Annotated in this window: 9 protein-coding genes; all 9 read left to right on the forward strand. The window is 43.5% G+C overall.

The genetic code is table 11. The features are described 5' to 3' along the window. Positions 1–21: 21 nt before the first annotated feature. The gene (locus BLQ81_RS02780; RefSeq protein WP_245693146.1) at positions 22–690 is read left to right on the forward strand and encodes a DUF4292 domain-containing protein; all 669 of its coding nucleotides are present in this window, start codon (positions 22–24) and stop codon (positions 688–690) included. 11 nt (positions 691–701) lie between these two features. Then, on the forward strand, positions 702–1,937 hold the full coding sequence (locus BLQ81_RS02785; protein ID WP_092728438.1) for a murein hydrolase activator EnvC family protein: 1,236 nt from the start codon (positions 702–704) through the stop codon (positions 1,935–1,937). 112 nt (positions 1,938–2,049) lie between these two features. Beyond that, positions 2,050–2,247 carry a twin-arginine translocase TatA/TatE family subunit gene (tatA, locus tag BLQ81_RS02790; RefSeq protein ID WP_077353614.1) on the forward strand — a complete coding sequence of 66 codons (198 nt, stop codon included), beginning with the start codon at positions 2,050–2,052 and terminating at the stop codon, positions 2,245–2,247. An 18-nt stretch (positions 2,248–2,265) separates the two neighbouring features. After that, on the forward strand, positions 2,266–3,693 hold the full coding sequence (gene gatA / locus BLQ81_RS02795; RefSeq protein WP_092728439.1) for an Asp-tRNA(Asn)/Glu-tRNA(Gln) amidotransferase subunit GatA: 1,428 nt from the start codon (positions 2,266–2,268) through the stop codon (positions 3,691–3,693). Positions 3,694–3,704: 11 nt separating this feature from the next. Next, positions 3,705–5,099 carry a LysM peptidoglycan-binding domain-containing protein gene (locus tag BLQ81_RS02800; protein WP_092728595.1) on the forward strand — a complete coding sequence of 465 codons (1,395 nt, stop codon included), beginning with the start codon at positions 3,705–3,707 and terminating at the stop codon, positions 5,097–5,099. 112 nt (positions 5,100–5,211) lie between these two features. Further along, a complete protein-coding gene (locus tag BLQ81_RS02805; RefSeq protein WP_092728596.1) occupies positions 5,212–6,306 on the forward strand; it encodes a DUF4837 family protein in 1,095 nt (364 codons plus the stop codon). A gap of 20 nt (positions 6,307–6,326) precedes the next feature. Continuing rightward, positions 6,327–8,600, forward strand: a complete 2,274-nt coding sequence (locus BLQ81_RS02810) for an NADP-dependent malic enzyme (protein ID WP_092728440.1) — start codon at positions 6,327–6,329, stop codon at positions 8,598–8,600. Continuing rightward, entirely contained in the window at positions 8,597–9,193 is a 597-nt protein-coding gene (gene ruvA / locus BLQ81_RS02815; protein ID WP_092728441.1) for a Holliday junction branch migration protein RuvA, read from the forward strand. Before BLQ81_RS02810 ends, ruvA begins: the two co-directional genes overlap by 4 nt. Before the next feature lie 207 nt (positions 9,194–9,400). Continuing rightward, a complete protein-coding gene (gene sov / locus BLQ81_RS02820; RefSeq protein WP_245693147.1) occupies positions 9,401–16,336 on the forward strand; it encodes a T9SS outer membrane translocon Sov/SprA in 6,936 nt (2,311 codons plus the stop codon). The last annotated feature ends 41 nt before the right edge of the window (positions 16,337–16,377 follow it).

The raw sequence follows: 16,377 nt of genomic DNA on the forward strand, positions 1-16,377 counted from the left end.
TCTGGCTGCGCAAAAAAAATTGTGATCTATGAAGGCGATAGACAGATGGAAGAGTTTCAGCCAATAGCGGCTGAATATGATTACCTCAGTGCCAAAGCCAAAATCGTAATCGAAGAAGAATCGGGAAAGATCACTCGGGGAACTTTAAATTTACGTGCTAAAAAAGACAGTGCCCTTTGGTTTACCATGACGCCTGGAATGGGAATGGAAGCAATCCGGGGGTTTTTCACCAAAGAAAGAATTCAAATTCGGGATAGAGTTGGAAACGAGAATATCAACCTCAGTTATGCGGAGTTTGAACAGTTTTATGGCATTAAGCTTACTCTTGAATTATTTCAAAATGTCCTTTGGGCAAATGTTCCTTTTGCATTTGACTATCAGGACAGACTTTTGAGAGTTGGGAGAAAATTTGAGTTGACCCAAGTCAGAGACAATGTCCGTTACTTTTCTAAAGTTGAGACCAGTCATGGAAAACTATCCGAGCTCGTCAGCACCTCCCTGGATGACAGAGGTTCCGTTTTGGCCAGTTTTCCCAAATTCCAAGATGCCGCTTCTCAGCCATTCCCGGCCGCAGTGCTATTCAAGCTCGCTTACCAGCTTCCCGGAGGAAGTCAAAATACAATAATCTACCTGGAGTGGACTTCCATCGATCCCAATTCCGAACCTCTTAGCTTTCCTTTCAGATTCTAAGCGCTATCCGGATGTACAGACTTATCTCATTTTTAGCAGTATTCCTTTTCTTGGGGAGTTTTGAATCTTTTTCGCAAACAAAAAAAACAAGAGAAGAACTTGAGCGAGAGAAGGCTGAGGTGCAGGCGCGCTTAAGAGAATTTGATATTATTCTCAAACAAACTACGGCAACTAAACAAACTTCGCTTGGCGAATTAAATGCAATCACCAGCCAGTTTCAGTCCCAAACACGTCTTGTCAATACCCTCGACAGGGAAGTACGCCTGATCAATCAGGAAATCAGCGAAACCGAAAAAAAAATCAAGGGGCTGGAAGTGCAGCTACAAGATCTAAAGTCGGAGTATTCCCGGATGATATACAATTCATCCAAACTCAACCGAGGACTTTCCATTGTAGCATTTGTTTTTAGTTCTGGTAATTTTAATCAGCTATACATGCGGTTGAAATACCTGAAGCAATACAGTGACAGCAGGAAGCAGCAAGCCGAGCAAATCGAAAAACTTTCAAATGAATTGGTTAGTCAACGGGTGCTATTAGACCAAAAAAAGATAGATAAGGTGACCGTCCTCTCCGAGGAGCAAAAAGAAAAAGGAGAATTAGAGCGGCTACGAAAAAGCCAGCAAGGTGTGGTCAATACCCTTACAAAAAAAGAAAAGGATATTCAGCGTCAGATTACCGCAACTAAAAAACAACAAGAGCAGCTCAACCGGATGATCAAGCAGGTGATCGAAGATGAAATTCGTCGTGCCGAAGCTGAATCTCAAAGAGCAAATTCCACTACAACCAAAACAGCTGGCACCAGTATGCCAATGACTCCTGAGGCAGCAGCACTTTCTAGTTCCTTTGCGGGAAACAGGGGGAAATTACCTTGGCCAGTGGAGACGGGGTTTGTTTCGCAGGGCTATGGAACTTACCCGCACCCCACTTTGAAAGGAATCGTTCAGGATAGCGATGGACTGGAGATCCGTACACAGCCCAATGCAAATGTTAGGACGGTGTTTGACGGTACAGTAAGTAAAATATCCACTATCCCCGGATATGGCTTGACCGTAATCATCAAGCACGGTGAATACTTCACCATGTATAGCCGTCTAAAAGACATAAGTGTCAAAGTGGGGCAAACAGTCAAAGCCAAAGAAACGATCGGAAAAGTGGCAATAAATCCAAACGGTGAGTCAGAAGTTCACTTCCAAACCTGGAAGGGACTTCAGATCATGGACCCTGCAACATGGATAACGTCCAAATAGAATTTAATATCGTATGTTCATAAAAAATAGCAATTGTCTTGCAATGGAACTTTGCCTAAGCGCGTGACAATTGTATCTTTGTAACACTGTATATCCTTAAACATACACCATCATGACTACATTAGGTTTTATTCAAAACATGGGCGGAGGCTCGATCGTCTTGATCATCGTCGTTATCCTCCTGCTATTTGGTGCTAAAAGGATCCCTGAATTGGCCCGCGGATTGGGCCGTGGCATCAGAGAATTCAAAGATGCCACCAAAGAAATTCAGAACGATCTTGAAGATGGGCTGAAAGATAAAAAGAAGTAATCCCTTAATCCAATACCATTGGAAAAATTTAGTTCATTCGGCGAAATCAAGAAATCGCTCGAAAACAGAGAGGCTGATTGCCGTGCAATCGTCACCCATTACTTAGAAAACATCACGACGAAGGCGCATTTAAACGCCTTCGTTGAAGTTTATAAGCAATCCGCTCTGGAGCAAGCTGACTGGGTCGACGAAAAAATCACCAAGGGTAAAGCCGGCAAACTTGCCGGAATGGTCATCGGAATCAAAGACGTCCTGTGCTATGCAGGTCATGAGGCTAACGCTTCCTCCAATATACTTAAAGGGTTTCAATCCCAATTTACTGCCACTGCAGTTCAACGACTAATTGACGAAGATGCCATCATCATCGGAAGGTTGAATTGTGATGAGTTTGGAATGGGAAGCTCAAATGAGCACTCTGCCCACGGCAAAGTGCTCAATGCACTGGACGAAACACGGGTCCCTGGTGGATCATCCGGCGGTTCAGCAGTAGCTGTACAGGCAAATCTATGTACCGTTTCTCTGGGAACGGATACCGGTGGTTCGGTTCGCCAACCTGCTGCATTCACTGGAATCATTGGGATGAAACCAACCTATTCGAGAGTATCGCGCTGGGGTTTGATCGCTTACGCATCCACATTTGATACCATCGGGGTTTTTTCAAAGACCGTCAGAGACAATGCTTTGGTCATGGAGATAATGGCTGGTCATGATGAGTTTGACAGCACTTCTTCCCGTAAGCCGGTGCTGCATTATAGCGAGCTTTTGCATTTTGGAAAAAAAGCCAAGGTAGCTTATCTTAAAGAGACTCTGGAATCGCCTGCCTTACAACAAGAGATTAAAGAAAATACACGAGCCGTGTTAGAAAAACTTCAATCCGAAGGACACGAAGTAACAGAGGTTCAGTTTCCACTATTAAAATACCTATTACCCACCTATTATATTCTCACCACTGCAGAAGCTAGCTCCAATCTTTCCCGTTTTGATGGTGTGAAATACGGCTATCGCTCTCCAAATGCAAATAATCTGGAGAGCATGTACAAGCTTACCCGAAGTGAAGGGTTTGGTGAAGAGGTCAAAAGGAGAATTATGCTGGGTACTTTTGTGCTTTCTGCAAGCTACTATGATGCTTATTTCACAAAGGCACAACAGGTAAGAAGACTAATAAAAGACTTTACAGAAAATCTTTTGAACGAATTTGACTACATTATCATGCCGACTACGCCATCTACAGCGTTTAAGTTTGGCGAGCATAGTGGTGATCCCGTGGCGATGTATCTGGAAGATCTCTTTACAGTACAAGCTTCAGTATCAGGAGTTCCGGCGATTTCGATTCCAAACGGAAAGGATAAATCTGGTATGCCTATTGGGCTTCAGGTAATCTCCAACTCCTTCAAAGAAGCGGAGCTATATGCGTTTAGTAATTACCTGACAGAATTGACCTCTTAACTCTAAAAATGATGGAAAAGCCTTTATACAACACAATCATTCCAGTAATCATTACCTGCATGATATCGTTTTCCGAAGTCTTTTCACAAGAGTCACCTCAAGAATCTGCCGTTTTGATTTCCGAAAATATCCAACCAAACTATCATTACGAATACATCCCCGATTTTACTTATGAAGAAGTAAATCGGCGAATTAAGGCAATGGATACTGAGATGCCCTTTGCATTGAATGATCGGATATTTTCCTTTATCCAATACTTCACGGTAAGAAATCGGGATTACACGAAAATGGTTTTAGCAAGAAAAGACAAGTTTTTCCCACTTTTCGAAGAAACGCTCAAAAAACATGAAATGCCCTCCGAGATCGAATACCTTTCGATTGTAGAATCGGGATTGGATCCTCAGATCAAAAGCCGAGTCGGTGCCATGGGACTATGGCAGTTTATGCCTGCCACGGGAAAGATGTATGGCATGAATGTGAATTCGGACGTAGATGATCGAATGGACCCGGAATTATCCACTGACGCTGCTGCCAAATACCTCAAGTCACTTTATCGCATGTTTGGGGATTGGGAAGTGGCTATGGCAGCATACAACTGTGGACCGGGGAATGTACGCAAGGCTATTCGAAAATCTGGCGGTAAGACTACTTTCTGGGGAATCTATGACCACCTTCCAAAAGAAACCCGAAGCTATGTTCCTCAGGTACAGGCTTTTTTATATGTACTCAATCATCTCGAAGAACATAACTTTAACCTCGAAGAGCCAACTTACCCAATTGAGTATGATAAAATCAGATTTGACCGAGCACTTAACTTAGGAAAACTTGCAGCCTTGACCGACATCTGCCTCAAAGAGTTGGAGGAATTAAACCCCTCTGTGAAAAATGGATCCATTCCTCTTTCCAATAGAAGTATGGAGGTGAAAATCCCAAAATCCCGCGCAATTTTCATCAAAGAGAATTTGGCTTGGATCAGCGATTCGCTTGGAAATCAGCCCACTTTTCTTCTTACTTCCAACACCCCGCATGCAATAATTCCTGTTGAAAAAGCAGTTGCCAATTCCAACTCAGGGAGGATCGCTTACCAAGTCAAATCAGGGGATGTCCTTGGATCAATAGCCTCGAAACATGGTGTAAGTGTGACCCAGGTTAAGGAATGGAATAACCTGAGCTCAAACCTCATTAAAGTTGGACAGACGCTATACATCCATTCTGGGAAGGCCGGTACAGCTCCAACACTGGCTGACAATTCCAAATCTACTGAGCAGAGAACCTATACTGTGCGTCCAGGGGATTCCCTTTGGATTATATCCCAAAAACACGCGCTCTCCATAGAACAGATCAAACGACTCAATAATTTGAATTCCAATAACATTAAGCCAGGTCAAAAGCTTATAATTGGCTAATTCACGGAAGTTTATTTTTTTAAAGTAATTTAACTCATAATCTAATTGCTAAAACAAGCTTGACTGACTTTTAGTAATTATATTGTCACTAATGCTCCAAACGCGAAAAATCATGAAATCACTATCTCATATCCTTCTATTCCTTGTTTCCATCGCCCTTTTTTCATGTGGAGAGAATGGTAATGCATCTGATAGTGCCAAACCTAAAGCCAGAGGCTCTATTGGGGAAATTATGATAGCGATCGACTCCACCAAATGGGCAGGACCAGTCGGGGAAGAGTTGCGGGATATTTTCGAAGCGGATTTGCCTGGCATGCTGAGATCAGAAAGCATGTTTAAAGTTCACCGAGTTGATCCGAGGGCAATGAACAGAATGCTCAAGATGTACACTAATCTGATCTATGTAACTACTTTTGACGACAAAAGAGGAGGCAGCCAAATCATCAATGCGCAATTTTCCAAAGAATCAAAAGAAAAAGCCCTAGCTGATCCAAATCTCTATTCACTTAGAATGGAAGATGAATATGCCATCGGTCAGGAAGTCCTTTATTTATTTGGAAATACCGAGGAGGAACTGATCGCCAACTTAAGGAAAAACAAGGATCGACTTCAAAACCTATTTGAAGTAAGAGAGCGTGGAAGATTGGAAAAGCCGCTTTTTTCAAGAAAAAATTCAACGGCAGAATATGAGGCAAGAACCAAACTAGGAATTAAAATAAGTGCACCTGCTTCCTACCAAATTGCAAAAACAACCGAAGACTTCCTCTGGTTGAGATCCCCTACACCCACAGAACGAAGGCCGGATATCAGCATCTTTTTTTACGAAACAGATTATATTTCTGAGGAGCAAACCTTTCCTGCAAACATACTGACCCTCAGAGATTCCATCACCAAAAAACACATTTTTGGTGATCCTGATGACCCCACCTCTTTTGTGGTAAGTGAAAAACAAATTCCACCTGCTTTCAGAAACATGGTGATAAATGATAATTTTACCGTGGAAATCAGGGGCACCTGGAAGACCAACAATCTCAGTATGGGAGGAACTTATCTCGGATACTTAATGGTGGATGAAGCCAAAGGCAAACTGTATTACATGGAGGGTTTTATCTATTTCCCCAATGAAATACACCGGGATGCGCTTCGCGAGATCCAAACCATTTTGCTCAATACTGACATTAGCTGGAAAGAGGACCAGGGTGCCTGACTTTTGTCAAACCACCATCTATGACCATCAAAATCAGAAAACAAGACGCGTTAAATTACCATAGCCAAGGTTCTCCGGGAAAAATTGAAGTCATCCCAACTAAACCTGTATCAAGTCAGATTGACCTTGCGCTTGCCTATTCACCCGGTGTGGCTGAGCCATGCAAGGAAATCGCAGCGGACATGGAAAATGTCTACAAATACACTGCAAAAGGAAATCTTGTAGCCGTCATTACAAACGGAACGGCTGTTTTAGGCCTAGGTGATATCGGCCCCGAAGCTTCCAAACCTGTGATGGAGGGCAAAGCAGTACTTTTCAAAAAATTTGCCGGGATTGACGTGTTCGATCTGGAAATCGATGAGAAAGATCCTAAAAAACTTATCCAGATTATCAAATCCCTAGAACCGACTTTTGGAGGGATAAATCTGGAGGACATTAAAGCGCCCGAGTGCTTTGAGATTGAGCAAACACTCAGACAGCAGATGAAAATTCCCGTAATGCACGATGATCAGCATGGGACAGCCATCATCTCAGGTGCCGCACTAATGAACGGACTTGAAATTGTAAACAAAAAGATCGGTGATATAAAACTCGTGGTAAGTGGTGCAGGTGCTGCTGCAATTTCCTGCATACGATTTTATGTCAGCTTGGGTGTCAAAAAAGAAAACATCATTGTCTGTGATAAGGATGGGGTCATCCGATTGGATCGACAGGATTTGACAGACATACACAGAGATTTTGCAACAAATATAAATATCCATCATATCCGTGAGGCTTTGCCTGGAGCAGACGTGTTTTTAGGCCTTTCTGCGGGAAACATCATCACACAGGAGATGATTAAGTCTATGGCTCCCAATCCGATAGTTTTTGCACTTGCAAATCCGGATCCGGAGATCACCTACGATCTGGCAATAGCCGCTCGGGAGGATGTGATTATGGCTACAGGCCGTTCTGATCATCCTAACCAGGTGAACAACGTGTTGGGATTCCCATACATTTTCCGTGGTGCCTTGGATGTAAGAGCTACAGTTATCAACGAGGAAATGAAGCTCGCTGCGGCAATGGCCATCGCCAAACTGGCCAAAGAACCAGTTCCTGAAATTGTAAATAAGGCCTATGGGGATCTCAACATGGCCTTTGGACGACTTTATTTGATTCCAAAACCTGTAGATCCAAGACTGATAACGACTATAGCCCCTGCCGTAGCCAAAGCTGCTATCGAATCGGGAGTTGCCAAAAAGATGATTCACGACTGGGAAGCTTACGAATTGGAGCTCCAAAAGCGAATAGGAATCGATCAAAGGCTGATGTCAATAGTCATCGGAAGAGCAAAAAAAGATCCAAAACGGGTTGTTTTTGGTGAAGCGGATAATCTGAAAATTCTAAAAGCGGCTCAATCCCTGCGAGATGAAAAAATCGCCGTTCCTATCTTACTCGGTAATCGGGAAAAGATCCTGAGCATGATTGAAAATAATGCCCTGGATTTGGCAAATGTGATCATCATTGATCCTATGGAAGAAACCGAAATGATCAAAAATTTTGGCAAATTCCTTTATGAAAAACGCATGCGTAAGGGGATGACGTTGCACGATGCGAACAGACTGGTCAAAGAGCGAAATTACTTTGGGGCCATGATGGTCGAAACAGGCTCAGCGGATGCATTTATTTCAGGATTGACTCGGGACTATCCTAAAACCATCTTACCTTCTCTTCAGACGATCGGTGTGAAAAAAGGGGTAAACCGAGTGGCAGGGATGTACATTATGAATACGCCAAAAGGCCCCTATTTCTTTGCTGATGCTACAGTGAACCTGAACCCCTCCGCTGAGGAACTCGTAGAAATCATTGGATTGACAGCAAATGCGGTGAAATTTTTCAACATGGAGCCCAGAATTGCACTCCTCTCCTATTCTAATTTCGGTTCAGCACAGGGCGATATCCCGACCAAAATGTCCAAAGCTACAGCTTTGGCAAAGGTAAAATATCCTGATCTCATCATCGAAGGAGAAATGCAAGCTAATGTGGCCTTCAATCAAGAACTGCAACGTGAAATCTACCCTTTCTCCGCCTTGGCACAAAATCAGGTCAATACACTGATTTTTCCGGATCTTGCCTCAAGTAACATTGCTTATAAACTACTCGCAGAACTGGGAAATGCAGAAGCCATTGGTCCAATTTTGCTTGGTATGGGCAAGCCTGTTCATATTTTACAATTGGGAAGCTCTATTCGCGAAATAGTGAACATGGTGGCTATTGCTGTGGTGGATGCTCAATCTTCTGAAGGAATCTTATGATTGCATACCTGAGTGGTAAACTTGTCTTCAAGGATCCAACCTATGTTATTATAGATGTGGGAGGTATTGGTTATCAGGTGAAAATCTCCCTCCAGACCTACAGCAGAATCAAAGATGAGGAGCAGATTCGACTCCTCACCTTTTTGCATATCAAAGAAGATGCACATACTCTTTACGGTTTTAAGGAAGAAACGGAAAAAAGACTTTTCCTTCTGTTGATAACCATCAATGGGGTTGGACCAAATACCGGATTAATGATACTTTCATCCTTGGATTCAGGGGAAATTGAGCAAGCCATCCTTTCCGGTGATGTGGGTACCCTTCAGGCAGTGAAAGGAATCGGGGTCAAGACTGCTCAGCGAATTATCTTAGAGCTAAAGGATAAAATCGGGAAATCGGGGGGCAACGAACTCAGCACGCCGCTTGGATTCCTAAAGTCCAGCAATAAAATCCGCGAGGAGGCGTTACAAGCCTTGGTTACTCTAGGATTCCCCAAAGCCATGGCAGAGAAAAGTATCACTCAGATTCTCAAAAAAACCGAAGGGGAAATTTCCTTAGAAGATTTAATTAAAGCATCTTTAAAGACACCTTAACTTTAAGCTGGATTGGACTTTCAGGAGTTACTGACTTTTTGCAAGGGAAAATTTAGAAGTCACGGGCCTGTTCTCCTAGTCATATTGGGATTTGTATTAGCTGTAACACCAGCTAAAGCCCAACAAGTCGCAGCAGACAGCACCAAATCCCGAATAGATTCCCTAAATATTCGTAGACTTTTGCCCTCATTTTTGCTTTGGCAAAACATGAGAACTAATCCCTTGTACCCCTATAGGAATCCTTTTCTTCTTCCTAAGTCTCCATTTATACCAGCTCCACCACTAGCTCAGGAAGTAACTGTACTGATCGATTCCACCCTTCGATACAATATTGTCGATCAACTTGACACCACAAGATTCGGAAATGAGCAAGAATATGATTTCGAACGATTTTCTGAAATCCAGCAATATCAGGTCAGGCAAGACTACTGGCGATCTAGAGCGAGGGCAATGGACGGCGAAAGTGCTGTCGAAGGTCGGAGCCTGATCCCTCCGCTGACTGTCAGTCCATCATTTGACCGGATTTTCGGAGGTAGTGAAATCAATATCGTCCCGACGGGTTATGTCAACCTCGACTTTGGGGCGATCTTCCGCCGAATTGACAATCCAACACTCCCTATACGTCAGCAGCAGAACGGAGGCTTTAATTTTCAGCAACAGATCCAAATGGCCGTCAACGGGTCGATGGGTGAAAAGATGAAAATCGCTGCCAACTTTGATTCCAACAATTCCTTCGATTTTCAAAATCAGCTAAAAGTCGAGTATGATGGCTTCGATGAGGACATTCTCCAATCTGTAGAAATAGGGAATGTAAGTATGCCTATTCAGAACAGGTTGATTCAAGGCGCTCAGAATCTCTTCGGTGTAAAGACACAAATGCGTTTTGGAAAATTAAATGTCACCGCTGTGGCCTCTACTCAAAGAGGCCGGCGAGATAATTTGGTGATTGATGCAAATGGACAAGGCAGAGCCTTCGATATTCAGGCATCGCGATATGATGAAAACCGCCACTTTTTCTTGTCCCATTTCTTTAGAGATAATTACGAACGCTGGCTAAGAGGACTTCCTCAGGTGCTTTCGGGAGTGAATGTGACCAGAATAGAAGTGTATATCATGAACAGGGCGACAAATACGGAAACACTCCGAAATTTTGCCGCCTTTATGGATTTAGGAGAAGGACGTGTGCTTTTGAATCCTTCAAACCCAGCAATCGGTACAGGCATACCCGGAGCCCCAGCAGGCAACAACGCCAATTTGCTCTATTCTAATATCGGTAAAAATCCTTCTTTCCGCCCTTTCGACACCGGTTCAAGAGCCATAGAATCAAGCCTCGGAATAAGAAAAGGGGTCGACTTTGAGCAGATCAACGGAGCAAGAAAACTAGATCAGACGGAATTCTTCTTTAACCCACAGTTGGGTTATGTTTCACTTTTCAGAAGACTCCAGAACGATGAAGTACTGGCGGTTTCTTACGAATACACCTACAATGGTCAAGTCTATAAAGTCGGTGAACTGACCGAAGATTACCAAACACGAAGGGAAGACGAACTCATTTTCCTCAAACTTCTCCGCCCTGCACGGATTAACACCCGAGTTCCCACCTGGGATCTGATGATGAAAAACGTGTATAGTCTGAATGCCAGCCAGATTTTGCGGGATGGTTTCCAGCTTCAGGTGATTTACAGGGATGACCGCACAGGTTTGGATAATCCATCTCTTTTAGAAGGCGCAAATGTCAAAGACAAACCCCTGATTCGACTGACAGGACTGGACAATCTCAATCCTCAGAACGATCCTGCTCCGGATGGAAATTTTGATTTTGTGGAAGGGCTGACCATGATCTCCAATCGGGGTTTATTGATTTTCCCTGTCCTGGAACCCTTTGGGTCTAATTTGGCGAAAAATTTTCTTCCCGGGGAACTGGTCCTGAAGGATAAGTATGTCTATGACACACTTTACCGTACCACTCAGGCAGATGCAGAACTTGTGACCAGATTGAATAAATATTTTATCAAAGGAAGACTCACGGCTGGTTCAGCAAGTGAAATTCAGCTTCCGGGATTGAATATCGCTCCGGGATCTGTAATAGTACAAGCGGGCAACATTCCATTGACCGAAGGGGTGGATTTCACCATTGATTACAACGTTGGAAGATTGGTAATCATCAACGACGCCATTTTACAATCCGGAAAGCAAATCAATGTGAGCTTCGAAAAAGCCGATTTGGTATCCTTCCAGACGCGAAGTCTTCTGGGCACCAGACTGGATTATTTGGCCAGTCAAAAACTCAATATCGGTGGTACGTTTTTGTTTCTCAATGAGCGTCCAAACATCACCCGAATTGCCACAGGGAATGAGACCCTGAGAAACAGCCTTTGGGGCTTGGATGTTAATTTCAATGATGAATCAAGGTGGCTTACTAAGCTCGCGGATGCATTACCATTCACCAACACCAAAGAGAAATCACTTGTACAATTCAATGCTGAATTCGCCCACTTGATTCCCGGCACTTCCAATACGGTAGATGGAGACGCTGCTTCTTACATCGATGACTTTGAAGCCGCTGTCACACCGTTCTACTTAGGGGCCGCCGCAAACCAGAATTGGAAACTTTCATCCACCCCTAAAACGCAAGACAACAAGTTTGACCTAAGCAACCAAACCGAAGATAATCTTGGAAACGCATTTCGAAGAGCTCGCCTAGCATGGTATACCATTGATAATATTTTTTATAGAGATAGCGGTCCCGGAGTACCTGCCAATTTGAGCTCTCAAGACCGGAGAAACCATTACGTAAGGCGAGTAATCCCGCAGGAAATTTTCAAAAACCAAGACCGGGATGTAATTGTGGTTCCTCAGCCGCTTTTTGAATTAGCTTTTTTCCCAAGCGAACGGGGAATGTTTAATTACAATCCAAACTTGGATTTCAACGGTTTTTTACCAAATCCTAGATTAAACTATGGTGGGGTCACCCGCGCAATAACTACGGAAGTTGACTTTGATAGAACTAATATCGAGTACATTGAATTCTGGCTCATGGACCCATTTCTAAAAGGAGAAAATGGGCGGGTATTGGACGGCATTTTCAATCAAAATAACACCACAGGAGGAAAACTCTTCATCAATCTTGGCGACATATCCGAAGATGTGATGAAGGATGGCAGCCATGCCTTTGAAAACGGCCTGCCTGCGGACGGAAATCCAACTGAAACTGGTCAAAATGAATGGGGACGTATCACACGAAAGCAATTTTTGATTCCTGCTTTTGACAATTCACAATCTTCCCGAGTCAATCAAGATGTGGGCTTGGATGGATTGAAAAACGAGGATGAACCTGCTTTTTTTCAAAGCAGATTCGTGGATCGCCTCAATGTATCGCAACAGGCTCGCAATGCCATTTTGCAAGATGTGTCTGCTGACTCTTTTCAGTACTATTTGGATGATAAATTCGATCAGGCCGACATAAAAATCCTAGAGCGTTACAAGAAATTCAACGGGATGGAAGGCAACACGCCTGTCTCAGCTGATCCCAGTCTTCCCTACACCGCCTCAGGTGGCAATACGCCTGACAACGAGGATTTGAATGCCGACAACACCATCAATGAACTGGAAAACTACTATGAATATGAAGTAGATCTCAGGCCAGGACAGCTAAATGTAGGTGAAAATTACATCGTGGATCAGGTCACAAACAATGAGGGAGGGGAAGAAATCAATTGGTACCTTTTCAGGATTCCTGTCCGCCAGCCTGACCGCGTACAAGGTGACATCGTAGGATTCAAATCCATCCGGTGGATGCGAACCTATTTGACGGACTTTGCACAACCTGTCGTACTTCGCATGGCCGAATTCAGAATGGTAGCCAGTCAATGGAGGGTATTTCAGGAATCGCTCTTCGAAAAAGGATTCTTCGAAATCCCCGAACCGGACTTTTCCAATGTGGTGGTGGATGTGGTCAATATTGAGCAAAATGCCCAAGGAAGTGACAAACACAGTCCCTATGTATTACCCCCAGGAATTATCCGAGACCGTGACAATACTTCTACTGTTGAAAGAAGACTGAATGAACAATCCTTGAGAGTATGCGTGGAGGATTTGGCACCGAAAGATGCCCGGGCAGTATTCCGAAATCTCACCATAGATCTCGTACAATATGAGCGTATTAAAATGTTCTTCCATGCCAATAGTCTTGATGCCCAAGATGGAGAAATTTCCGCTTTCTTACGATTAGGGACTGATTACACAGACAATTACTATGAAATCGAAGTGCCGCTTGTCGTTTCTCCTTTGGGTACAAATGACCCAAGAGCAGTATGGCCACTTGAAAATGAGATAGACATCGCAATCCAGGAGATCGTCGGGGTAAAAGTAGAGCGGGACAACAACCGGGTCCCCTTGAATTTGCCTTTTTCTCAGAATATTAGACAATACAAAGTTACCGTAGTCGGACGACCGGAATTGAGTATGGTACAAGGCATGATGCTTGGCGCAAGAAATCCGGGTACAGGTATCGGGTCTTCAAAATCCTTTTGTTTTTGGGCGAATGAGCTTCGTGTAACAGGTTTTACCAAAAGTAATGGATGGGCTGCAAATGCTTATTTGAATGCGAAAATTGCCGATGTGGCTGTTGTATCAGCGTCTATTCGACATAATTCCATTGGCTTTGGAGGATTGGAAACAAGGCTTTCCCAAAGAACCAGACAAGCAACTACGCAGTACGATATATCCACAAACGTAGAAGTAAACAAACTCCTTCCCGAAGCACTTGGAGTCAGCATACCAATGTATTTCTCAATCGAGAATTCAAACACAAGACCGGAATACGACCCATTGAATCCAGATGTACCATTTGAAGTTGCTTTGGGCAAATATGAAACTGACGCACAACGGGAGGCATACCGGGAAATCGCCCAGGATCAGCTGAAAAGAAGAAATATCAGTTTCAATAATGTCAGGAAAATCAAAAAGAACACGGATTCTCCAAATCGAGTCTATGACCTTTCGAATTTTGCTTTCTCCTATGCGATGGGATCAGTGACTCAGACCAATGCACAGATTGAAAATTACAATTTCAAGACTAACCGTGGTAATGCCACCTATAGCTTCCAGCCAAAGGAATGGAAAATCGCCCCGTTTCAAAATTCGGAAGGGATGACTTCCCCATTCCTCAAATTGATCAAGGATTTCAACTTAAATCTTTCCCCTACCCTGCTATTGGCCAGAGTGGACGTGGATCGACGCTTCCTGAGATCTCAGTACAGAAACGATCAACTTGGCACCAGCGGGGTTGATCCACTTTTTCAGAAGTCTTTCTTTATAAATCGGTCTTTCATTATCAACTGGGATCTTTCGGATAACTTAAGAGTTGATTTTGAATCCCAAGCCAGCGCTGTAGTTGACGAACCTAAAGGAGATCTGGATACGGAAGCCAAACGCGATTCGGTAAAATACAATGCCTGGAGATTCGGAAGAACTATGAATTACAATCATAGGGCTACATTAAACTATTCGCTTCCGCTGAATAAACTTCCAATGACAGATTGGATTCAGACCGACTATCGATACGTAACCACTTACAATTGGAAAACTGGCGCAATTGGCCAAAAAGACACCTTAGGAAACATCATTCAAAACACCCGGGATCAAAATTTGACCGGAAAGTTTGATCTGATGAAGCTCTACAATAAGAATAAGAAATTGGCGGCCTTGAATGCGCCCAAACGTCCCGGCATACCCGGACGGACGACAGTAAATGCCGAGGATACGATCGGCACACCCTTCAGCAATAAGCTGTTGAAATTTCTGATGATGACGAAGGAGATCACCTTCAATTATGGAGTAATCGATGGGACTTTTCTGCCTGGATATATGCCAAATACCGGACTATTGGGAATGGACAGAGCATGGAACAATCCCGGGTGGGCATTCCTTTTTGGCAGTCAAAATCCAAACATCAGACACGATCTTGCTGGAAACGGAAATATTGCACCAAGTGCTGAGTTGACACAGACCTTCAAGCAGAATCGAGCCATGAACCTAAGACTGACCGGAATTTTGGAGCCGATACGGGACTTTAGAGTCACGCTGGAGGCAAGAAAAAGGGAAGTTGGGGATTACCAAGAAATCTTCAGAAACTCACTGGAAAACCCCGGCGAATACCAAAGTATCAGTCCCAACCGATTGGGCTCATATTCCATCACAGGCATTATGATAGGGACTGCTTTTGCAAAAGACGACAGTCAGAACAACTCCCCTCTTTTCAGAAATTTTGAAAAGTACCGTTCAATCATCAAGGAAAGATTGGATGGAGAAACTGTAGGTGGTGTTTATGGAATAAATGGACAAGATGTCTTAATCCCGTCATTTCTTGCAGCCTATTTGGGAAAAGACCCGAATGAGGTCAGCCTGAATCCTTTCCCGAAAACACCGCTTCCCAACTGGAGAGTGGATTATCGAGGATTATCCCGATTGAAAGGACTGAGTGACAAATTCAGCAGCATTAATCTCACCCATGCATATTCTTCCACTTATGATGTGAGTAATTTTTCCAACTCCCTACAATATCAACAAGGTCTTGAACTCTTCAATACCCTACAAAGTGCTCGCCGTCCTGATATTACCAATGATGACGGGCAGTTTATCCCCATTTACGTGTTGAATCAGGTAGTCCTATCCGAGAGATTTTCACCACTCATAGGGATTGACATCCTGACAAAAGACCGTCTGAATGTGGCCATCAATTATAACAGGGAAAGAAATCTTGGTTTGAATTTCTCCAACTCCCAAGTAACCGAGCAGAAAAGCAGTGACTTTGGCCTGACACTGGGCTACACAAAAGCCGGCGTGAAAATCCCGTTTAGTATACAGGGAAGTCAAAAGGTACTTAAAAACGACCTCCAATTGCGATTGGATTCCAAGGTTGTGGATGTACGCCAAGTTCAGCGAAAAATTGAAGAAGGCAGCACCGTAACCAATGGCAACCTAAATATTCAAATCCGCCCAACCATAGGATATGTGATCAATCAGAACCTGAATCTGACCATTTACTTTGAGCGAACGATCAATGATCCTCGTGTAACCACAGCCTTCAGGAGAACCTCCACAGCTTTTGGTGGACAGTTACGATTTAATTTATCTCAATAGATTTCAAACTCAAGCGATTCCTTTTAATTTTGACTCAAACA

The sequence above is a fragment of the Algoriphagus alkaliphilus genome, from assembly GCF_900103735.1.
Lineage (GTDB): Bacteria > Bacteroidota > Bacteroidia > Cytophagales > Cyclobacteriaceae > Algoriphagus > Algoriphagus alkaliphilus.